18 protein-coding genes and 6 pseudogenes are annotated in these 21,640 nt (G+C 59.9%); 6 read left to right on the forward strand and 18 right to left on the reverse strand.

The window, feature by feature from the left end:
* Window positions 1-212 precede the first annotated feature (212 nt).
* The 3 genes from BZ163_RS35180 to gcvA form a co-directional block, all read right to left on the reverse strand.
* Complete coding sequence (locus BZ163_RS35180; protein ID WP_218022559.1) at window positions 213-623, reverse strand: hypothetical protein; 411 nt, start codon at window positions 621-623, stop codon at window positions 213-215.
* On the reverse strand, window positions 593-1,096 hold the full coding sequence (locus BZ163_RS35185; protein ID WP_218022560.1) for a hypothetical protein: 504 nt from the start codon (window positions 1,094-1,096) through the stop codon (window positions 593-595). The genes BZ163_RS35180 and BZ163_RS35185 overlap by 31 nt, the downstream gene beginning before the upstream one ends.
* 237 nt (window positions 1,097-1,333) lie before the next feature.
* Window positions 1,334-2,248, reverse strand: a complete 915-nt coding sequence (gene gcvA, locus BZ163_RS19740) for a transcriptional regulator GcvA (RefSeq protein WP_011117418.1) — start codon at window positions 2,246-2,248, stop codon at window positions 1,334-1,336.
* Window positions 2,249-2,552: 304 nt separating this feature from the next.
* Between gcvA and BZ163_RS19745 the strand changes: the two genes are divergently transcribed.
* The 3 genes from BZ163_RS19745 to BZ163_RS35800 all read left to right on the forward strand — a co-directional run bounded on the left by BZ163_RS19745 (window position 2,553) and on the right by BZ163_RS35800 (window position 3,678).
* Window positions 2,553-3,326 carry an SDR family NAD(P)-dependent oxidoreductase gene (locus BZ163_RS19745; RefSeq protein ID WP_011117419.1) on the forward strand — a complete coding sequence of 258 codons (774 nt, stop codon included), beginning with the start codon at window positions 2,553-2,555 and terminating at the stop codon, window positions 3,324-3,326.
* Window positions 3,327-3,399: 73 nt separating this feature from the next.
* Complete coding sequence (locus BZ163_RS35190) at window positions 3,400-3,543, forward strand: hypothetical protein (protein WP_011117420.1); 144 nt, start codon at window positions 3,400-3,402, stop codon at window positions 3,541-3,543.
* On the forward strand, window positions 3,544-3,678 hold the full coding sequence (locus BZ163_RS35800; protein WP_019694525.1) for a hypothetical protein: 135 nt from the start codon (window positions 3,544-3,546) through the stop codon (window positions 3,676-3,678).
* 357 nt (window positions 3,679-4,035) lie between these two features.
* Here the strand turns inward: BZ163_RS35800 and BZ163_RS35805 are convergent.
* The 13 genes and pseudogenes from BZ163_RS35805 to salA all read right to left on the reverse strand — a co-directional run.
* Window positions 4,036-5,078 (reverse strand): annotated as a pseudogene (locus BZ163_RS35805) (IS3 family transposase); the annotation flags it as partial.
* A 69-nt stretch (window positions 5,079-5,147) separates the two neighbouring features.
* Window positions 5,148-5,684: pseudogene (locus tag BZ163_RS19770) on the reverse strand (IS30 family transposase); the annotation flags it as partial.
* 220 nt (window positions 5,685-5,904) lie between these two features.
* Window positions 5,905-7,521, reverse strand: a complete 1,617-nt coding sequence (locus BZ163_RS19780) for a methyl-accepting chemotaxis protein (protein WP_011117423.1) — start codon at window positions 7,519-7,521, stop codon at window positions 5,905-5,907.
* A gap of 236 nt (window positions 7,522-7,757) precedes the next feature.
* Window positions 7,758-7,949 carry a 2-hydroxymuconate tautomerase gene (locus BZ163_RS19785; protein ID WP_011117424.1) on the reverse strand — a complete coding sequence of 64 codons (192 nt, stop codon included), beginning with the start codon at window positions 7,947-7,949 and terminating at the stop codon, window positions 7,758-7,760.
* 54 nt (window positions 7,950-8,003) lie between these two features.
* The gene (dmpH, locus tag BZ163_RS19790) at window positions 8,004-8,798 is read right to left on the reverse strand and encodes a 2-oxo-3-hexenedioate decarboxylase (RefSeq protein ID WP_011117425.1); all 795 of its coding nucleotides are present in this window, start codon (window positions 8,796-8,798) and stop codon (window positions 8,004-8,006) included.
* Window positions 8,795-9,835, reverse strand: a complete 1,041-nt coding sequence (gene dmpG / locus BZ163_RS19795) for a 4-hydroxy-2-oxovalerate aldolase (RefSeq protein WP_011117426.1) — start codon at window positions 9,833-9,835, stop codon at window positions 8,795-8,797. Before dmpG ends, dmpH begins: the two co-directional genes overlap by 4 nt.
* Window positions 9,836-9,846: 11 nt before the next feature.
* On the reverse strand, window positions 9,847-10,770 hold the full coding sequence (locus tag BZ163_RS19800) for an acetaldehyde dehydrogenase (acetylating) (RefSeq protein WP_011117427.1): 924 nt from the start codon (window positions 10,768-10,770) through the stop codon (window positions 9,847-9,849).
* Between the two features lie 19 nt (window positions 10,771-10,789).
* Window positions 10,790-11,573, reverse strand: a pseudogene (gene dmpE / locus BZ163_RS19805) (2-oxopent-4-enoate hydratase).
* Between the two features lie 11 nt (window positions 11,574-11,584).
* Window positions 11,585-12,467, reverse strand: a pseudogene (locus BZ163_RS19810) (alpha/beta fold hydrolase).
* 7 nt (window positions 12,468-12,474) lie between these two features.
* Window positions 12,475-13,934: pseudogene (locus tag BZ163_RS19815) on the reverse strand (2-hydroxymuconic semialdehyde dehydrogenase).
* Window positions 13,935-13,968: 34 nt separating this feature from the next.
* Entirely contained in the window at window positions 13,969-14,892 is a 924-nt protein-coding gene (locus BZ163_RS19820; protein WP_011117431.1) for a catechol 2,3-dioxygenase, read from the reverse strand.
* A gap of 20 nt (window positions 14,893-14,912) precedes the next feature.
* Window positions 14,913-15,230 (reverse strand): 2Fe-2S iron-sulfur cluster-binding protein, encoded by a 318-nt coding sequence (locus tag BZ163_RS19825; RefSeq protein ID WP_011117432.1) that lies wholly within the window; start codon window positions 15,228-15,230, stop codon window positions 14,913-14,915.
* Window positions 15,231-15,729: 499 nt separating this feature from the next.
* Window positions 15,730-17,034, reverse strand: a complete 1,305-nt coding sequence (gene salA / locus BZ163_RS19830) for a salicylate 1-monooxygenase (RefSeq protein ID WP_011154425.1) — start codon at window positions 17,032-17,034, stop codon at window positions 15,730-15,732.
* A 151-nt stretch (window positions 17,035-17,185) separates the two neighbouring features.
* Between salA and nahR the strand changes: the two genes are divergently transcribed.
* The 3 genes and pseudogenes from nahR (at window position 17,186) to BZ163_RS19850 (ending at window position 19,672) form a co-directional block, all read left to right on the forward strand.
* Window positions 17,186-18,088: an HTH-type transcriptional activator NahR gene (gene nahR / locus BZ163_RS19835; RefSeq protein ID WP_011117383.1), complete on the forward strand. Its 903-nt coding sequence runs from the start codon at window positions 17,186-17,188 to the stop codon at window positions 18,086-18,088.
* Window positions 18,089-18,135: 47 nt separating this feature from the next.
* Window positions 18,136-18,527, forward strand: a pseudogene (locus tag BZ163_RS19840) (IS30 family transposase); the annotation flags it as partial.
* A 188-nt stretch (window positions 18,528-18,715) separates the two neighbouring features.
* Complete coding sequence (locus tag BZ163_RS19850; RefSeq protein WP_011154427.1) at window positions 18,716-19,672, forward strand: site-specific integrase; 957 nt, start codon at window positions 18,716-18,718, stop codon at window positions 19,670-19,672.
* 343 nt (window positions 19,673-20,015) lie between these two features.
* On the opposite strand, the gene BZ163_RS19860 is transcribed toward BZ163_RS19850, so the two are convergent.
* Both BZ163_RS19860 and BZ163_RS19865 read right to left on the reverse strand, forming a co-directional pair.
* Window positions 20,016-20,555, reverse strand: coding sequence for an ultraviolet light resistance protein B (locus tag BZ163_RS19860; protein ID WP_011117434.1), 540 nt, complete (start codon window positions 20,553-20,555; stop codon window positions 20,016-20,018).
* An 18-nt stretch (window positions 20,556-20,573) separates the two neighbouring features.
* Window positions 20,574-20,969, reverse strand: a complete 396-nt coding sequence (locus BZ163_RS19865) for a LexA family transcriptional regulator (protein WP_011117435.1) — start codon at window positions 20,967-20,969, stop codon at window positions 20,574-20,576.
* Between the last annotated feature and the right edge of the window lie 671 nt (window positions 20,970-21,640).

Below are 21,640 nucleotides of genomic sequence, written 5' to 3' on the forward strand. Positions count from 1 at the left end.
AAAGCACAGCAGAGCGCGACCGCTGGCAGAGCAAGCAGTCACAGATGATGCGGGGGGCGAAGCGCTATGGCGGCGTAGGCAGCCAGATCATGTTTTGCAGGGTAAGCATGAGGTCTTATCGAGTGTCTTTGGTAACTCAATGGCCGCGACAGCCTACAGGAAGAGAGCAATTTCTGCGAGTCAACCCCCGACTAGGGCGTCCTGCTTGGATGTCAGCCTGAGCTATACCCTAACTGGATGTCAGGCAGCCGGGCAGCCAGCGGCCCGTAGTTGACGCCAGAGTAGTCGCGGCGTTGATTGATCACGCCGCCTTGCAACTGGATGGCGGCCAGGTTCTCGACCGTGACGGCAGCATCACCGCCGGTCTGCCAGTCGGTGTAGACCACCGTTAATTCGTTGGGCAGCTCGCCCCACTGGGCGCACTCGAAGCGTTCCAGCCGCACGATTTCGTCAGGCCCCAACTGCGGCAGGCTGTCGATCCAATAGTCGTCGCGCAGCAGCTTGAGCTCGAATGTGCCTGGCTCCGGGCCGGTGTAGAGGATGCCGCCAATGTGGTCGATGAAGCTCTCGATGGGCTGCTGGCGCGTCCAGATCAGATTGAGGCCGAAGCCCTCGCTCGACAAAGCCCACGCCTCGTTCCAGAAACTCCAACCGATGGTGCTCTGCGGATAGCCCATGCCCAATGCGGGTCGGTGAGGCACTGCACCAGAATGTGGGCTGGATTCATGCCGACGCTAATCTCGCGCCCTTCGTCCTCATCCCAGGTACGCACCTCGGTATTCCACTCCATCCACGGCGCATCCAACCACCCCGCCGTGAAGCGCCGGACGCGCACTGCCCACGGTTTGATGTTCGGGTTGTTGGCCGCGAACTTGCTCGTTACCAAGGACAGCACGCCCCGGAATGCCGGAATGGAACTGCCGAGACGACTCATCAGGTTGTCGTTGCGCCCCTGACCGGCATGACCAGACAGCACATCAATGGTGCCGACCACGCCGCTCTCGCGCTCGTCGCCGCCAAACAGGGTGGGCTTGTTGATGGAGAGGCTGGTCAGCGGCGCGCGGTCGGCATCACCCCACGCGGTACGGTCGCCCATCTGGATTTCCTGCACAGCATCGACGGGCCCCTTGCACAAGGCCAGATGCAGTCCCATACGGTAGCGATATCCGACGGTTTGCTTTTTAACCCACTAACTGAGCAGCAACGTTCAACGAAGGGCCGAGAAACCACTCAATGTGGTGAGTCGGTTCTTAGGCGATGGCCGTTTCTGAATTCAGGTCAGCTGAAAAACCGACTTTTTCAACAGAATCGGCCATAAGCAGTCAGTCCGTATCTAGGTTTCCGCCGCCTCAGCCAGCAGCCAATCTCGGAAGGTTGTCAGCCTTGGCAAGCTGACGCATTCCGGGCGGTAGACAACGTAATAAGCCAAATCTGATGCAACGCTGATCTCTGGAAACAGCCGAATCAGGCGGCCACTCGCCAAGTCATCACGCGCCATAACGCCTCGTGCTAGGGCGACTCCGTGCCCTTCGGCAGCAGCCTGCAATACAGCAGCAGAGTTGTTGATTTTCATGCCGCGAAGGGTGGTCGTCTCCGTCACACCAGCTTGTTGCATCCAGCTCTCCCAGGTCGGGAAGCCTGAGTGGTTATCCATCGAGAGATCGTGGATCAATATCTCCCGGACCAAGTCATTGGGCTTCTGCAGGCAAAAGCGCTCTCGCCGCAATTGTGGTGAGCATACCGGGTAAATCTCTTCATCCATCATCTTCTCGGCGGCCAGTCCAGGCCACTTGCCCGTGCCATAGCGCACGCCAATGTCGACTTGCTGAGCAACGAAATCTACCGGCTTGAGGTTGGTGTCTAGCCGCACGTCCGTATCAGGGCAGATGGCCTGGAAGCGGTCGATCCGAGGCAGCAGCCACTTGACGGCGAAGGCCGGGCTAACGGCCACGGTAAGCACGCAACTGACCGAGCACTCCTGAAGCCGCTCCATCCCTAGGGTCAGTCTGTCGAAACCTGCTCGAATATCCGGCAGAGCACGTTCGGCCGCATCCGTGGGGATCAACCGTGCTTTGCCGCTGGTACTGCGGACAAAAAGATGAGTGCCTAGCCAATCCTCGAGTGTGCGCACGAGCTGACCAACCGCTGCCGGCGTGACGTGCAGCTCGGCTGCAGCCGCAGAAAAGCTCTGGTGGCGGGCACTGGCTTCAAAAGCGCGCAGCGCGTTGAGATGAACTGGAGCCTTCATATCGATAAAGAATTTCTTTAGTGGTGAGAAATTTTATCTCGTTTGTTGGCGGAATTGAAAGCGAGGAATATTCGCTCCAAGGCAAAGTGTGCTGCGGCTAAACTACTCGAAGTCGGCGGAAAGTTTCTGGAGTTTAGCTAAGGTGGAAAATTTTTCTTCCTGCCCTTTAGTTTCCAGATAGCCACGTTGCACTGGCCCATAGAGGGCACGAACTGCCTGCCGGTGTCGGCGTCTTAGGCAAGTGACTCGCCCCAATCCCCGTTAACCAGGTACCTGCCGTGGGCAGGTGCAAAGAGGTCTCCCAATGAGCAACCAATTCAACGGTAAGAAACTGCTGGTCGTCGGTGGCACCAGTGGCATGGGTCTGGAAACTGCACGCCAGTTTCTCTCTGAAGGCGGCAGCGTAGTCATCATCGGTAACCGTCCTGAAAAAACCGAAGAGGCTCGTAAAGACCTCTCCGCTCAGGGAAACGTGACTGCTCTTACTGCAGATCTGACCAGCGACGAAGGCCTGGCCAAACTGATCAAGACCATCAGCCAGCAGCACTCGGATATCGACATGCTAGTGAACGCTGCCGGTGTGTTCTTCCCGAAACCTTTCCTGGAACACCAGGATGCGGACTACGACCAGTACATGAAGCTGAACAAGGCGTTCTTCTTTATCACCCAAAAGGTTACCGCCAACCTGGTTGAGCAAAACCGTCCAGGCGCCATCGTGAACATCGGCTCGATGTGGGCCAAGCAAGCGATCGCCGCCACCCCGTCATCTGCCTACTCCATGGCTAAGGCCGGCCTGCATTCCCTGACTCAGCACCTAGCGATGGAACTAGCTTCGAAGAACATCCGCGTGAATGCCGTTTCCCCGGCAGTTGTGCAAACCCCGATCTACGAAGGCTTCATCCCGAAAGCGGAAGTGCATAGCGCGCTGCAGGGCTTCAACAGTTTCCACCCGATAGGCCGTGTTGGCACTCCGCAGGACGTGGCTGGTATAGTTGTCTTCCTCCTCTCCGAGCAAGCCAGCTGGGTTACCGGCGCAATCTGGGACGTCGATGGTGGTGTTATGGCTGGTCGCAACTAAGACCTGGGCCCAGTTGCCAAGGATCGGGACAGGAAATGCGGAACCACTCACTTCGTAAATCTGGAGATCCAACATGGTCTATCTACAGATCACGCTGATGATCGAGCGCACTAATCGTGCTGCTGCCTGCATTTACCAACAGTACAAGGAGACGTTCCTGGAGAAGATCCAAGGCGCAAAGTCCAAGACACAGCTGGTACGCGACGAAGAAGTGTAGGTGCTGCATTGCTTCGACACGCTGGAGAACGCCAACGCCTACCTGCAAAGCGAGTTGTTCGCCGCTGACGTAGTCGGCGGCCTCAAGCCCCTGCTGGCTGCCGAACCCGACGTACATACCTACACCGCCATCTGAGGAGCTCGTGATTACAACTGCTTTGCTCAACGGCATTTATCTGAACGCTCTGGTGGAGGCAGGCAACGCCAGTCGAGCAAATCGGGAAACTACCAAGTTCACTCTGTCTTTGAACGGGACGTGGGACGGCGGCAGCAAAATGACTGCAAGCACTGGAGCTGCATTCATGGGTGGGCAGCGTGATGAGGCGCGAGCCGGCCGCTTCACACTCGTCAGCGATGAGCCTGTACCATTGGGTACGGACACTGGTGCCAGCCTTCTCGAGTACGAGCTGCAAGCACTCGCCTCCTGCTACACAGTCACCATTGCTATGGCTGCTGCACGGCGCGGGATCGAGCTGGAGAGCGTTCAGCTAGAGCTCTCGGCCATGCCGTTGCTCTGCGGGCTACGCACCGGCGTGGTCAGCGGTTGCAAGCCGATCTGTCGGGCAAACTGGCGTGTCTGTTCAGCGATGTAGGCCGAGCCATTGTCGCTCAGCCATTGCACCGGGGTGGCAGGCGCCTCTTCACCGAAGCGTTTTTCCACCGCCTCCAGCATCAGATCACGGATATCGTCGCCGCTGTACCCGGTCGGGCTGGCCACCCAACCGATGGCTTCGCGGTCGCAGCAGTCCAGGGCAAAGGTCACGCTCAGCTTGGCGTTATCATCACAGCGAAACTCAAACCCGTCCGAGCACCACCGGGTATCGCTGGTGGCCACGGTAATTCGGCCTTCGTGACGGCGTGCCACACCCGGTTGTTTAATCCGTCGCTCCAGCAGCAACTGATGATCGCGCATGACGCGATAAACCCGCTTGACGTTGATCGGCGCCTGACTCTGCTTTTCACGCCGACGACGCAGCAACCCCCACACACGGCGGTACCCGTAGCTGGGCAGTTCACTCACTTCAGCCTGAATTTCTTCGACCAGTGCGGCATCGTCCAGTGCAGGGCGACGCCGCTCGACCTGAGCATTTGGGTTGAGTCGAACCGTCAATTGCGAGCGCGCTACACCGAGACTTTCACTGATCAGCTTCACTGGTCGTCCCCCGGCAACAAGGGTGAGTGCGCAATCCATTTTCGCGACCGAGCAATCTCCACAGCTTCCTGAAGGATCTCGACCTGCATGGTTTTCTTGCCAAGCATGCGCTGTAGCTCGCGGATCTGCTTGAGCGCATCGGCCAGCTCGGAAGCGGGCACCACGCTCTCCCCAGCACTGACAGCCGAGAGACTGCCGCTCTGATAGAGCTTGCGCCACTGAAACAACTGGTTGGCATTCACGCCATTCTGTCGAGCCACCACCGAGACGCTTTGCCCCGGTTGCAGGCTCTCGCGAACCATGGCCAGTTTTTGCTCCGGGCTCCAGCGGCGACGCCGCTCCTGACCCAAAAGCTCCCCACCCTTATCGTTTCTATTAGTCATATACACAGTCGTTTGCCTATCCCTTATGTTAAGGGGGAAACGGTGTCCTGTCTTTCAGGGGGCTCGTCCATGCCCCGTCATCAGCCGGTCTTCGATCTCCGGCGGGCGCACATGAATACTGACCATCTCGGGGATCTGCCCGCGGCGATCGACGCCGCCAGAACGCGGTCGGTGCGTCGTCTTGCTTTGGCGCAGGCAGATGATCTGCTCCTTGTGCAGCTCACCGACCGGCAAGGCATAGATGGCGTTGTAGATCGTCTCGCGACAGACGTAGGCATCTCTTAGGTGGGGTATGTTCATGCTGCGCAGCTTGTCGGCAATCTGTTCGGGAGACAAACGCTCACTCAGTATATGAGCCACCAACTCGAAGCGCTCACTCCCCGGAAACAGCTTTCGCATCGGTCTACAAACCTGGCGGCGGGCCTGCGTCTGCTACTGGGCCACACGGGCCGATTAACCGCCACAGGCATCTCGATTGCGGCGCAGTTCCCGGCTGATGGTCGAAGGGGATCGGGGGATCAAGCAGGCAATCCGACGCAGACTGCCTTGGGCATGACCGATTTGAATGGTGGCGCGCTCTTCAACGCTGAGTTCGGAATAAGACATAGGGACAGCACCGTACCGGAAATGTCATGTGTTGCACTCAGTTTTTGCCGCCGCCCTGCCTCCCAGTGCACCGATCAACGGTGTGCAACTGGAAAACCTTCTTGGCACTCTCCACTTTGGCACCTTGATACCGGGTCAGCGAGGATCCTCCATTCATGCAGAGGTACTGCGTCCGACCCGCTGCCCGGGGGAGGAGTCCATATAAGCGCCCCCCTAGGGGCTACATATTAAAGCGATTGACCAGATTATTAAGATTTGCGGCCAAGCGCGCCAGCTCTTCACTGGCCTTGGCGGTCTGCCGAACGCTGGCGGTACTCTGTTCAGAAATGTCACTGATAGTAACCAGGTTCCGATCTACTTCTCGCGCCACCTGGGCTTGTTCTTCTGCTGCGCTGGCAATCACTAAATTCATACCATTTATTTCCGTGATCCGCTCGGCGATCAGGGTCAGTGTCTGATCAGCTTCACTAGCCATTTTCTGACTGCCTGCAGCAAACTCGCAGCTCTGCTGCACGTCACGAACCCCCTCTTGCGTCACACTCTGAATGGAAAAAATCATTCGTTCTATTTCTTGAGTAGAGGTCTGGGTGCGTTGTGCCAAATTGCGAACTTCGTCAGCGACTACCGCAAAACCACGGCCTGCCTCACCAGCATGGGCGGCCTCAATCGCAGCATTGAGTGCAAGCAATTTGGTTTGCTCGGCAATGGCACGGATCACGTCCAATACACGACCGATGTTCGATGCTTCCTCAGCCAGGCGGAAGACGGTTCCGGTGGTTTCATTAAGCTTGCCGCTGAGCCGATCGATAGTCTCGCAGGTTAGCATAACCTGTTTGCGCCCCCCGTCTGCCAGGTCCATCGCTTCGTGTGATGCATTGGATGTGCGGTTGGCATTGTCTGAGACTTCATCCACTGCAGCGGACATTTCGGTTACTGCCGTGGCCGCCATTTGCATCTCATCATTTTGCCGGTGGATACCCTGGGCTGTGCTCTCAGTTACCGTCTGAAGTTCTTCAGCAGCAGCTGCCAATTGAGTCGCCGAGCCCTGGATATCCTGCAAGGTATTGCGAAGATTAGCCTGCATCGCCTGCACAGACAGCTGCACGTCGGTAACCTCATTGCGACCGCTCACCTGAATTGACTGGCTAAGATCGCCAAGTGCTACACGAGCCGCTGCATCCTTAAGTGTCGTTAAAGGATGGATGATGCTACGTATAAGCCGCGTGGCGAAGACACCACCGCAAATCAGTATTCCCAAGAGCAGCAGCGCTAACATGGTGCGTGAAGAGTCATACAGGACAACAGCGGCGTCATAGGTACGCTTTGATTCCTCCACTTGGATTTGGGTCAGATGGCTGAGCCCTTCCGAAAGCGGATCAATCAACGGGTACATTTCATTTTCGACAAAGGTGTCGAGTGCCACCTTGTCGCCACGTTCCAAAATTCCTTTCAAGCGTTCAATGGGGTCTTGAGCTTCCTCAATAAGCTTGGCTAGTGCGTCCACTGAACGTTGCTCTTCATCGATCTTTTTAGTCTTTTGGTAGGAGTGCCATAGCATATCGATCTGCCGACCGGCGTCTTTCACCTCTTGCTCGGCTTGGGCGTAGGTCATGCGGCCACTGCGAGCCTTGTGGCTGCTATCGACGATTTTCACTGCATACAGGTCGGCGATGGTTTTCAGGTCACGTAGCGAAACGACTCGATCTAGATAAACTGTATTAAGGCTTGCCACGCCTCTCTCAAGAGCACTGAATCCCATCAACTCGATAGTTATGAAGCCGGTAAACATAGCGCCGACCAGCATTAAAAGTCGGGTTCGGATAGTGAATTTTTGCATTAGTGTGATTCAATTCCGTACGGCTGTTAGGGCAGATGTGTGATCCGGCAAGCACTTATTGGTCCTGATTGCGGGCTCGGGCGGACTCAGCCGAGCATCGCCCGCAGACACGCCTCTGCTCAGGTTTCGTCCTGCTCTCCAGAGCCGCCGGAAACGCCAATTCCGCCGATGCACAGGCCCGCAGGGCTGCTTGCCAGACGAGGTTAGTTTCGAGGGGCGAGATGATCAGAGCAGCCTCAGCGATTGAGCTTACTCGCCGGTTCGCCGCCGATGCCGAAGTGGTTCTTCGGCATCTCGGTGATGATCACCCGGACTCGTTCGATCGGCGCGTCCAGCGAGCGCGACATGGCCTCACTGACTTCGCGGATCAGGGTTTCCTTCTGCTCGTTGCTGCGACCGTCGAGAATGTACAACTGGGCGATGGGCATGGCCTCGTCCTCCAACAATAGGGGCGGCCGACCGTGCAGGCCGACCGCGGGGGTTCAGATGAAGCGCGCGGACACCGAGCCGAGGCCCTGGTAGCGCACGCTGATGTTGTCGCCCGGCGCCACCGGCACGGCGGCGGTGATCCCGCCGGTCATGATAAAGGTGCCGGCCGGGATGTGTTCGCCGCGCTCGGCCAGCAGGTTGGCCAGCATCGCCACGCTGGACAGCGGATGGCCGAGCACCGCCGCGCCGGCGCCGAGTTCGACCACTTCGCCGTTCTTCTCCATGACCACGCCGAGGGTGCGCAAATCGACCTCCTCCAGGCTGGCCATGCGCCCACCAGTGATGAAGCGGGTCGAGGAGGCGTTGTCGGCGACCACGCTGATCAGGTCGAACTTGAAATTCTCATAACGCGAGTCGATCACCTCTACGGTTGGGATCACGTAGTCGATCGCCGCGATCACGTCACCCAGGTGGCAACCCGGACCGTGCAGCGGCGCCTTGGTCACCACCGAGATTTCCGCCTCGATCTTTGGATGGATCAGCTGGGAGCAATCCACCACGCCTCCGTCCGGCACGCTGAAGTAGTCGGCGAGGAAGCCGTAGATCGGCGTTTCCACGCCCATCTGCGCCATCTTCGCCCAGGAGGTCAGGCCCATCTTCAGGCCGACGATCTTGTTGCCGCGGGCCTCCTTGCGCCGGCGGATTTCCCACTGCACGTCGTAGGCGTCGGCGAAGGTCATCTCGGGAAAATCGTTGGTCACCTTGCCGATGTCGTGGACATTCAGCTCGGCGTTTTCGATGTGCTCGGCCAGGGCCAGCACCTGTTCGCGGGTCAGGGTACGGTTCATGCGCTCACCTTCTGCTGCTGACGGGCCCGGGCCATGTCCAGGGCGAGGTCTTCGATCATGTCTTCCTGGCCACCGACGGTGCCGCGCCGGCCCAGTTCGACCAGGATGTCGCGGGCCGACACGCCATATTTCTTCTCGGCGCGCTGGGCGAACAGCAGGAACGAGCTGTACACCCCGGCGTAGCCCAGGGTCAGGGCGTCGCGGTCGACGCGGATCGGCTGATCCATCATCGGCACCACCAGGTCCTCGGCCACGTCCATGATCTTGTACAGGTCGATGCCGGTCTCCACGCCCATGCGTTTGCACACTGCGACGAACACTTCCAGCGGGGTGTTGCCGGCACCGGCGCCGAGGCCGGCGACCGAGCCGTCGATGCGCGCGGCACCGGCTTCGATGGCGGCCAGCGAGTTGGCGATAGCCATGCCCATGTTGTGGTGGCCGTGGAAGCCGACTTCGGTGGCCGGGTTCAGCTCGGCGCGCAGGAGGCCGATTTTCTCGCTGACTTCATCAGGCAGCATGTAGCCGGCCGAGTCGGTGCAGTAGATGCAGTTGGCACCATAGCTTTCCATCAGCTTGGCCTGCTCCAGGACTTTCTCGGCGCTGATCATGTGCGCCATCATCAGGAAGCCGACGGTGTCGACCCCCAGCTTGCGCGCCATGCCGATGTGCTGCTCGGAGACATCCGCCTCGGTACAGTGGGTGGCCACGCGAATAGTCGAGACGCCGCAGTCCAGGGCCATCTTCAGGTGGTCGACGGTGCCGATGCCGGGCAGCAGCAGCGCCGAGACTTTGGCCTGCTTGAGCTGCGGGATCACCGCGCGCAGGTACTCCTCGTCACTGTGGGCCGGGAAGCCGTAGTTGATCGAACGACCGCCGAGGCCGTCGCCGTGGGTGATCTCGATCAGCGGCATACCGGCTTGATCGAGGCCGGTGGCGACCGCGACCATCTGCTCCAGGCTGATCTGGTGGCGCTTGGCGTGCATGCCGTCGCGCAGGCTCATGTCGTGCAGGATGACGCTCTTGCCGTGCAAATTCATGGTGCTACTCCTCAAGCCAGCGCGATGTCGCGACGCGGCAGTTGAATGGTGCCGGCGGCGATTTCCTCGGCGAACATCTCGCCGGTACGCAGCGCGGCGGCGGTCATGATGTCGAGGTTGCCGGCGTACTTGGGCAGGTAGTCGCCCAGGCCTTCGACTTCCATGAAGATCGACACGCGGTTGCCGTCGAACACCGGGCCGTTCTTCAGGCGGTAGCCGGGCACGTATTTCTGCACCTCGGCGATCATCGCGTGAACCGAAGCGGTGATCGCAGCCTGGTCCGGCTCGCTGTCGGTCAGGCAGTGGATGGTGTCGCGCATCATCAGCGGCGGCTCGGCCGGGTTGATGACGATGATCGCCTTGCCTTCCCTGGCGCCGCCGACCTGCTCGATGGCGCCGGCGGTGGTGCGGGTGAACTCGTCGATGTTCTTGCGCGTGCCCGGGCCGACCGAGCGCGAGGAGACGGTGGCGACGATCTCGGCGTAGGCCACCGGCTGCACGCGGGACACCGCGGCGACCATGGGGATGGTGGCCTGGCCGCCGCAGGTGACCATGTTGACGTTCATTTCCAGGCGGCCGACATGCTGCTTGAGGTTGACCGGCGGCACGCAGTAGGGGCCGATGGCCGCCGGGGTCAGGTCGACCATCAGCACGCCAAGCGCGTTGAGCTTGCGGCTATTCTCGGCATGCACATAGGCCGAGGTGGCGTCGAAGGCGATGCGGATGTCGTCGTCCAGCACGTGCGGGAGCAGGCCGTCGACGCCTTCGGCTGTGGTCTTCATGCCGAAATCGCGGGCGCGTTTGAGGCCGTCGGAGTTGGGGTCGATGCCGACCATCCACACCGGCTCAATCCACTCGGAACGGAGCATCTTCATCACCAGATCGGTACCGATATTGCCGGGGCCTATGATGGCCGCCTTGAGTTTCTTGCTCATGGGTTTGTCCTCTGTTCGATCAGGTGAAGCGCACGGAGGCGCTGCCGATGCCGCCGATCTCGACGCGCATGAAGTCGCCGGCCTTGACCGGCTCCAGGGGTACCAGCGAGCCGGAGAGGATCACTTCGCCAGCCTTCAGCGGGATACCGAAGCGGCCCAAGGTGTTGGCCAGCCAGGCCACGCAGTTGACCGGCGAACCCAGGGCCGCGGCACGCGCCGGTGCTGAGCAACTGGCCGTTCTTCTCCACCAGCATGCCGCAGGTAACCAGGTCGACCTGGCGTGGCGACACTGCCGTGTCGCCGAGCACGAACAGGCCGCAGGATGCATTGTCCGCTACTGTGTCTTCGATCTTGATTTTCCAGTCGCGGATGCGCGAATCGACGATCTCGAAACAGGGCATCACGCACTCGGTGGCGGCCAGCACGTCGGCGTTGGTCACGCCGGGGCCGATCAGGTCCTTCTTGAGGATGAAGGCGATTTCGCCCTCGGCCTTGGGCTGCATCAGCCGCTGGCTGATCGGCACGGCCTCGCCGCTGTTGAACACCATGGCATCGGTCAGGTAGCCGAAGTCTGGCTGATACACGCCGAGCATGTTCTGCACCGCCTTGCTGGTGACGCCGATCTTCTTGCCGATGATCTTCTCGCCGGCGGCCAGCCGGCGTTCGAGCATGCGCAGGGAAATGTGGTAGGCGTCGTCGATGCCGATGGCGAAACCGCGCTCGGTCAGCGGGCTGACCGCTTCACGGTTGAGCATCGCCTGATACAGCTCGTCGCCGAGCTCGTTGATCAATATCTGGTCCATGCTTGTCTCTCTCAGGAAAGGGGGGCGGCCTCGGCGAGGAAATCCTCGACCAGGCGGGCGAAACGCTCGGCGTGTTCGATCTGGGTCCAGTGGCCACACTGGTCGAAGACGTGTAGCTGGGCGTTGGGAATCCACTGCGCTAGGGTCAGCGAAGCCTGCAGCGGGATGATCTGGTCTTCGCGGCCATGCACCACCAGGGTCGGGTGGGGCAACGCGCGGATCGCCCGCTCGTCGCTGCACAGCTCCTCGATCCATCGCTGGCGCGGGGCCGGGAACATGGCGGCGAAGGATTCCTGGAAGCCCGGGCGTATGCTGGCCTGGTAACGCAGTTCGGCCAGGTCTTCGCTGACCAGGCCGCGATCGAAGGCGAACAGGTCGAGCAGCGCGCGCATATTAGCTAGCGATGGCCTGTAGCCCCAGGCTGCGTCCAGCCCCGACGTGAGCTCGAAGGGCTACGCCGACGCTGCCCATCAGTACCAGCCGCGCACCCGCTCGGGGGTGACGCACGGCCAGGGCCAAGGCGATGGCGCCGCCGAAGGAATTGCCGACCAGGTCGGCCTGGGCGATGCCCTGGGCATCCAGCACGCCGAGGGCATGCAGCACCAGGGTGTCGAGGCTGTAGTGAGCATCTGCCGGGCGCTCGCTGTAACCGAAGCCGAGCATGTCCGGGGCGAGCACCCGGTGATTCTGGGCCAGCTGCGGCATGACCAGGCGCCAGTTGGCCCAGGCGGTGACGCCAGGGCCGGAGCCGTGGATCAGCAGCAGCGGAAAGCCGCTGCCCTGCTCCAGCAAGTTGGTGCGCCAGCCTGCGGCGAGGATCTCGCGACCCAGCTCGGGGCTAGGTTCCGGAGCCTGCTCCGCTGCTTGCGGGGGTGCCTTCAGGGATGCAGTCATGGCCGCCTCAGAGTTTCACGCAGATGTTTTTCAGCTCGGTGTAGAACTCCAGCGAGTGCACACCCCCTTCGCGGCCGATGCCCGACTGCTTGCTGCCGCCGAAGGCGGTGCGTAGATCGCGGAGGAACCAGCTGTTGACCCAGACGATGCCGGCCTCGATCTGCCCGGCGACGCGGTGGGCGCGCGAGCTGCTCTCGGTCCAGATCGCCGACGCCAGGCCATAGGGCAGGCTGTTGGCCAGTTCGATGGCCTCCTCTTCCGTATCGAACGGGCGGATATGGCAGCAGGGGCCGAAGATTTCCTCGGTGACCACCGCCGAATTGTCGGAGAGGCCAGTCCAGATAGTCGGCTGCACCCAGGCGCCGCCGGCCAGGTGCGCCGGCATCTCCGGCACGCCGCCGCCGGTGACAACGGTGGCGCCGTCATCGACTGCCTGCTGGTAATAGCTGAGGACTTTTTCGCGGTGCTTGAGGCTGACCAGCGGGCCGAAGTTGCTGCTGGCGTCGTCCGGCGGCCCGATCACCAGGCTTTCGGCACCGGCCTTGAGTCGGGCGACGAACGCGTCGAAGATCGGCCGCTCGATATACAGTCGCTCGGTACCGAGGCAGACCTGGCCGCAGTTGGCGAAGGCCGAGCGCAGGGTGCCCTCGATGGCCTTGTCCATATCGCAGTCGGCGAACACGATGCCGGCGTTCTTCCCGCCCAGTTCCAGCGACACCTGGCGCACGCCCTTGGCCGCAGCGCGCATGATGGTTTCGCCGGTGCCGGTCTCACCGGTGAAGGTGTAGGCGTCGACGTCCGAGTGCTCGGTGAGGAAGGCCCCGGCCGAATCGCCGCCGAAGCCATGCACCACGTTGTACACGCCCGCCGGTACGCCGGCGGCCTGCATCACCTCGCCGAGCAGGGTGGCGGTCAGCGGAGTTTCCTCGGATGGCTTGACCACCACGCAGTTGCCGCAGGCCAGGGCCGGTCCGACTTCCAGGTCATCAGCAGCAGCGGCAGGTTCCACGGGCTGATGACCCCGATCACCCCCTTGGGCCGGCGCACGCCGTAGTTGAGCGCACCGGCGCCATCCGGGGTGGCCATCTCGAAGGCTTCGTTGGCGACATTCTTCAGCAGGTCGGCGAACACCTTGAAATTGGCCGCCCCACGCGGGATGTCGATATGGCTGGCCAGGGATTTTGGCTTTCCGGTGTCGAGGCATTCGGCCTCGAGAAACTCGTCGAAACGGGCCGTGATGCCATCGGCCACGCGATGCAGAATGTCAGCGCGCTCGGCCACCGTCATCTTCCCCCAGGGCCCCTTGAGCGCGGCACGGGCAGCTTTGACCGCAGCGTCGACCTCGGCGCGGCCGGCCTCGTGGACGCGGCCGATCACCTGGCCATTGACCGGGTTGATGTCCTCGAAGGTGCGGCCGCTGGCCGAGCCGACAAAGGCACCGTTAATGAAATGCTTGATCTCTTTCATCTGCGTAATCTCTGCAATAAGTCGAGCTGGGCCTTTAGGTCATAACGGTCATGAATCGTTCGTTGAGCACCCGGTCGTGATAGAAGATCGCCTTGCCCACATCCTTGGCCAACCAAGTCACCGGCTTGTGATCCGGATAGTTGTAGTTCCCGCCGCAGAACACCTCGCAGCGGTTGCCGGACGGGTCGAAGAAATAAATGGTCTTGCCGTGGGTCAGGCCGTGCCTGGTCGGGCCGATATCGATCGAGGTGTCGGTCATGCTGATCAGGTCGGCAGCGCGCAACACGTCCTCCCAGGTATCGAGGAGGAATGAGGCATGATGGAACTTACCCTTCTCCGCATGCTGGATAAAAGCCACATCGTGGGCCTTGGTCGACAAGCTTAGAAACTGTGCTAGGCGTATACCCTCGGCATCGACCACTTGCTCGGCCAGGTAAAAGCCGAGTACCTCGGTAAACAACTCATAAGTGGCTTGTAGTTCATCACCATACAGCAGGCAATGATCGAAACGCACCGCCGACATACCTTTCAGATCGCGTGGCCAGGCTTCGGGATTGACCTCATTCACACCCCATTTGCCAGTGTATTCCTTGTCAGCATACAACTCGAAGTGATGCCCTGAGGGGGCTTGGAAGCGCACACGCCGACCGCAACTATTGAGCTCCCCCGCCGGTACCTGTTCGACGGAACAGCCATGTGCCTGCAGATCCTGCTCAAGTTGCTGGAGAGACACCTCATCTACCACCTTGAAACCCATGAAATCCATACCTGGCTCATCAGCTTCGCGTAGCACTACAGAAAATTTGTCAACCTCACTCCAGGCCTTCAGATAGACACGGCCCTGGTCGTCACGATCCATCTCGATCAGGCCCAACAATTCGATGTAGTGTTCCAACGCCTTACCCATGTCCAGTACACGCAGTTGCACGTGCCCTGGGCGCATTACACCTTTCTTCATGACATCACCTATTCTCTTTATTATTGTGGATCGACCGTGTTTTCACTGCCAGGCTTTGAATAACGCTCGATACATAGATCGCTCCGGGCAAACAGTCGGCAGGCCAAGGCGTAGCCTTGTTCGCGGGCTTCTACCGGCAGGTGCTTGCAGCTCACACGCCCGCACTCGTAGTCACCGGCAAGAACCCTCACCTTGCACAAGCCACAACCGCCACCACGACAGCCCACTGGTAAGCATTGCTTACCCTGCGTCTCCATTGCACTTAACACTGATTGCAGCGGCTGACAGGCAAATCGCTCTCCGCCAGGCTGCACAGTGATTTCAAAGGCCTCTGACATATCTTCCTCCGTTCAACCAAGGCAGAGCCGGAGTAGCTTCACTTTGGGCCGCGACGGTGCCGATGTAGGACATCAAAAGACAAATCTTGATCGGTTCGGCCGCCTTGACCGCCCTCGCCAGTGAAATGCTGAGGGCCAATGCCAGAGCACTGACGGTGAAGGTGGAACGGAACGAGCAAGGCATCTTGTTACTGTTGTGCATTGTCACGTCCAGCGGCGCTCAGCGGCGCAGCATGCAAGGAAACTATATTAGGTTTAGGATGCGGTTGTGGTATCGGCCCACTGACGCTAGGGCCGGTAGGCCGCCCATGCTTAGAAGCTTCCACGTGTAGTTAAAGATCAAGCGGTTCTCATCGACGTCAGCCTGGTGGTTGGAACCCGTAGTGACATTCCACTCCTGACGCTCAGCCCCTTAAGCGAGCCCCTCTCCACCACATAGCCGACGTCCAGGACGCAATCGAATTGTTTGCCCTCGAATCCGCGACCGTTATCAACGTTGTCACCCTTGACGTAGCACACCCCGGCTACCATTTTCCCAACCCAGGCGCGCACGTGCCTCGGCCAGGTCGGCGTCGAGGTCGTGGCTCCACAGCCAGTCGAAGCGGGTCGCCAGGTTTTCCCCCAGCAGATGCTCGTTCGCACCTACGACGGGGTCGCGAAACTCGTATAACTCGCCGGTCTCCCGGGAGGTTCGCTGCACGCGACAGGCACGAGGGCGGCGCAGGTCGTCGTAGGCTTCAAGCAGCTCGGCGAGGTTGTCTGCATCGACTTGGGTATCGCCCAACAGGCGGGCGAGGAAGTAGGCGTCCTCAAGTCCTTGGGCGGCACCGGCGCCTTGGTGCGGCAGCATGGCGTGAGCTGCGTCGCCGATCAGGACGACCCGCCCGTGCACGTAGCCCGGCAGCTCCGCCAGGTCGTGCAGTGCCCAGAGAGTTGGTGCCGGGATGCACTCCAGCAGGGTGCGCGCGGCATCACCCCAACCCGCGAAGGCATCGAGCATCTCTCGCTGGCTCACATCGCGCACCCAAGGGGCATCCGCGGGCCAGTTCGGCTTCGGCTCACTACGGTCGGAAATGAAGGCCACAACGTTGATGAGGCGGCCATTCCTCACCGGAAAAGTGAGGATATGGCCGTCAAGCCCTAGGTACATCTGCGGTACGTCCACCAAGTGCTCGTCGATGCCCTGGGCTCGATAGGCTTCGCGCAGGTGTAGGCTGTCGACCATCCCCCGATAGGCACAGGTGCCGCTGAAGCGCGGTACCTGTGGGGCCAGCCCCTGACCTTCCAGCACATGACTACGCAGCGCTGACTTGATTCCGTCGGCACCGATTAGAAGGTCACAGCGGTGCTCTGTGCCGTCGGCGAATAGCACTTGCACTTCGCCCCCCTTTTGCTCGACCTGTGTGGCGCGCTTCCTGAATTGGGCGATACCTTTTGGGAGGTGATTTACTAGGGCATCGAGGAAATCCGCCCGGTGTACCGAGGACTGGCCCACGCCCGGAGCGATGGTCGCTCCCAGATAGCTGGCATCCCTGCCGCGCCGCCACTCGAACCACACGTCCTCCCAGGGCTCCGAGGTACGGTCGGCGACCTGCAAGTAGGCCTCGCCCAAGCCTAGGCCGACAATGGCGCGCACCGCGTTGGGGCCAAAGGAAACTCCTGCACCGACCTCACCAAAAGCCGGCGCGCACTCGAACAGCTGTACTTGGAGATGGGAGTAGCGACAGAGCTCCAGAGCCAAGGCAACGCCGGAAATCCCGCCGCCGATGATACCGATGCGCAAGCCAGGTTTATTGTTTTTCATGCTGGTACTCATGATGGTTTTACAGTTGACTGTTAATAACCATAACGGAGTAAAGAATATTGATAAAGACACCGACCACTATACAATATATTATAAGCGTGAATATTGCTGCCTGCCAGGCGGGACGCCGGCATAACCCGAGCGAGGCTCCATGGAACTGCGTGATCTGGATTTAAACCTGCTGGTGGTGTTCAACGAGCTGCTGGTCTGCAGACGCGTCTCTATCGTTGCCGAGAACCTGGGCCTGACCCAGCCTGCTGTCAGCAATGCGCTGAAACGCCTGCGCACAGCGCTACAGGACCAACTTTTCGTGCGCACCTACCAGGGTATGGAACCCACACCCTACGCCGCGAACTTGGCCGAGCCCGTCGCCTTGGCCATGCACGCCCTGCGCGAAGCCCTGCAGCACCATGAGCGCTTCGATCCGCTGACCAGCGAGCGTACTTTCACCCTGGCCATGACCGACATCGGCGAGATCTACTTCATGCCGCGGCTGATGGATGCGATTACTCTTCAAGCCCCCAATTGCGCGATCAGCACCGTGCGCGACAGTTCGATGAGCCTGATGCAAGCCTTGCAGAACGGCACAGTGGACCTAGCCGTGGGCCTGCTGCCCAACCTGCAGACTGGCTTCTTCCAGCGCCGGCTGCTCCACAATCACTACGTGTGCCTGTGTCGCAAGGACCATCCGGCCACCCGCGAACCCCTGACTCTTGAGCGCTTCTGTTCCTATGGCCACGTGCGTGTCATCGCCGCTGGCACAGGCCACGGCGAGGTGGACACATACTTGACGAAGGCCGGCATCCGGCGCGACATCCGCCTGGAGGTGCCGCACTTCGTCGCCGTTGGCCACATACTCCAGCGCACCGAGCTGCTCGCCACTGTGCCGATACGTTTCGCCGACTGCTGCGTAGAGCCCTTCGGTCTGAGCGTCTTGCCGCACCCAGTCGCCTTGCCGGAAATCGCCATCAACATGTTCTGGCATGCGAAATACCACCAGGACCTCGCCAATATCTGGTTGCGGCAACTGATGTTCGACCTGTTTTCTGATTGAGAAGAAATCCGAGCTGATCAATACGGTCGACAGTGATCTTACGCAGCCCGCTTGCACCTGGCTACGGGGCTGTTAGCATGTCCAGCGCACTGAAGAAAACAGTGACCTTCCTGTCGAACTGTGGCGATCTTTGACATGGGATCGAGGTAAAGAGCTATCAGATAACGCTCGATTTACAATCGAATCCGGAGTAAAGGTTTTCTTTGCCGACCCCCATAGTCCATAGCAGCGCGGTACGAACGAAAATACGAATGGTCTTCTACGGCAATACTTCCCGAAAGGTACCGATCTGTCTCGATGGGGAGCCCAGGAGATCCAATCCGTAGCTCGTGTGCTGAACACGAGACCCCGGAAAACACTCGGTTGGAAAACACCTGCCGAAGCACTGAATGAGTATCTAAAATCTATCCAACAATCCAGTGTTGCGACGACCGGTTGAATTCGCCCTGGCTGCCACGGTCGCTGCGCCGGAACGCTCCGATGAGCTCGAGATCCTCCAACAGTAAGGCTTTGGCTTTTTGCCGTGGCCGCCCGTGCACCCGCTCAATACCCCGCAATGTCTTGCGTACCGTGGCGCTGGCAGTAGGGTCAGGAAAACCCTGATAGCGCCTGGGGACATTCCCTGCTTTGAGCCTCAGAGACGCACGGCTGGAGGCTGACAAGTACCGGCTCGATATCGCCCGTGGCGTCGATCCAGCCGCTGAGCGTGCGAAGGCCAAAGCCGCCAAAGCCTCACGAACGACAACGAGCCACACGTTTCGGTCTTCGGCGGAAAGGTACATACGCACGCATTCGTCGAGTTGGTCTAAGAAGCATCACCAGCAATGGCAGAATTCACTCACGAAGCATGTCTACCCTGTCATAGGCGGATTTCGGATAGCCGAGGTCGACACGGACGATATCCTGGATGTGCTGACGCCGATCTGGAGCAAGACCCCCGTCACGGCTGACCGCGTCCGGAATCGCATAGAGCTCGTGCTCGATGCAGCGAAGGCACTGAAGCTTCGGCAAGGTGAAAACCCCGCACGGTGGCGTGGTCATCTCGACAAGCTCTTGCCCAAGCAATCGCATACGGTAGTCCCCTTCCCGTCTCCGACACCTTTACGCACTGCCGAGCTGTTGGCTAGGCTCGATTCCCTGGATGGGGCAGCAGCTCGTGCTGTTGAATTCGCAATTCTGACTGCGACCCGTAACCAAGAGGTGAGCGGGGCCCAGTGGCCGGAAATAGATTGGGAAGAGAAAATCTGGTACATCCCAGCAGAACGCATGAAAGCGGGCAAGGCTCACCGGGTACCCCTTACCGAGCAAATGCTCGAGGTGCTACGGCAGCAGGTCGGAAAGCATGACAAGTGGATATTTCTCAACTCCTGGCGAACAGGCCCCATTCCCGGCAATGCCATGGCCAGGGTGCTCGCTCAGCTCCAGGTCGATGGCGTCGTACCGCATGGGTTCAGATCTACTTTTCGGACGTGGGCTGCGGAAGAAACCGATCACCAGCGAGAGGTTTGCGAAATGGCTCTCGCGCATACCCTCAACAGTAAGGTTGAAGCAGCATATACTTCGGACTTCCCTGCCTTGGTTTGAGTGGCGCCTGTTGAGTGTTCACGCCAGGTGCAACATCGCTGCTCGAGGGAGCGCTGTTACCACCAGCCTGGACGCTGCCGGCCTCGGCTGTCTTCTCTTCGATACAACCTTCAGTCATCTGATGAGAAACACTCGCCGCACCCTCCAGGGCCTCGTTCGTAGCATCTGCATCATCAGCGGAAGGGATGGACGCGGAGCCACCCTCGCCACCGAAGAGGTTCGGGCCAAAATCCATTACGGTGTCGTCCTGAGGTGTTTGCATGTTGGGTACTCCTTTTCTGTTCGGGCTTTAACCTATGAAATCACCCTTCCAGAAAATCCCAACCCTCACGTCTCCTCAGCATCACGGGCCTGCATTTTTGCCTTCACCCGATTCTCCAGCCTCTTTGCTACATCCACAACAAAGGCACAGCTCCTGCCCGGCGGCCTTCTCCAGGTCAACAGTGATAGTGCTACTCCCGCGCAGTGAGGACAGCTCGGCAGCGATCAAAGCCCGTTGTGCCACGGTGAGCTGCCGTCGATAGAGGTTCAGAGAGAGGACATAACCCAGGGCATCATCAATTGAATACTGTTCCACGGCACTGACCAGGGACGCTGTAGCCATTGCCATCCTGTGCGATAACTCGCCGTAGAGCGTGTAATTGCTGCTGAACGCTGCAACACCGTTGCGCTCCAGAAATGCCCGGATCTTGAAATAAGGATCTCCCATCTTCAAACCAAGCTCCTTGGCCTCATTGGTGCAAGCAACGATGCAGCCATCCGAGTTCGAAAGAACCACCACTGGTTTACCCCTCAGCTCGGGCCGGAAAATGCGCTCGCAGCTGCAGTAAAACTTGTTCGCGTCGACCAGGCTGAACACAGGTCGCCGGGGTTCAAAGTTCATGAGGCGACAGACTCCAAGTCACGACGCCAAACACTTCGTACTGTATTCGTCGGGAGTGACGGCCTTGTATGTCGGGGTTGCTGATTCGAGTGTCCACCCTGCAGCTGACTTGGCCAGCCGCTTTACCACGGGTTGGTTGTCGACGTACGCCATCACAATGTGTCCGGAACACGCCGTCACTGTCCGGTCGATGATCAAACGGGTTCCGGTGAAAATTCCGGCATCGCGCATGCTCTCGCCTTCGACTTTCACGATCCAGATATGTGGTGCGCGAATGTTCAACAGTTCGTCGAGCGAAATGGGCGGTTCGTAATAATCAGCCGCTGGGCTGGGAAATCCACCGGCAGCGGTGCAGGACAACAGTTGAAGCGGGACGCCAGATCCCAAGAGAGGCTGGATTGCTACGACTTTCATAAATCACCGGAATACTGTTTGCATGTACAGTAATCCAGCCTTTACGCGACAGCCAGCGGGAAGTGATGGAAGGAACGACAACCTGCAGGCGTGCCCCCTTCGGGGGGCGGCTCTCGTGAACCAAGCCTTGGCCAAAAGCGCGCCAGGTCTTGGCCCTTCGGGCTTCGATCCTCACGTCTCCGGCCTGCGCGCTCCGCTTGCCGGTCCTTCCGCATCACCAGGTAGGCTCATCATCATCGGAAGGTAGCGGATCGCCCCAATGGCCTATCCGCCGCCCGGCCTTGCCTACAAGGGGCTTTCGCGGCATATCCTTGTCGCTTCGCGCCTGCGGTATTCCACGACCCCTTGCACGCGGCCAGGCTCTGGATAGTCCGGGCTTACCGCGACCTTCCGAAGCTGACGAGCAGACCCACCACCGGCAGCGCGCTCCAGTCCCAAGAGTTTTGATGCAGCCTGCGGCTGCTGCTTTGAAAAGCGTTTATTTCCCGCGCCCAACACTCGGCCTCTGAGCAGCCCGGCAGAGCGGCGTCGGCAAGACATTTTGAAAAAAAACCGCACAACGGCGGGTTTGAGTCAGCGCAACGTTTACCCGTTGGCTAGGTCGACGTGCTGTTTTGCTGTCATGTCCAGGCCTACCGCACGCATCACGCCGATCATGGTTTTCAATGTCG

Origin of the sequence: Pseudomonas sp. VI4.1 (genome assembly GCF_002029345.1) — a bacterium.
Taxonomy (GTDB): Bacteria; Pseudomonadota; Gammaproteobacteria; order Pseudomonadales; family Pseudomonadaceae; genus Aquipseudomonas.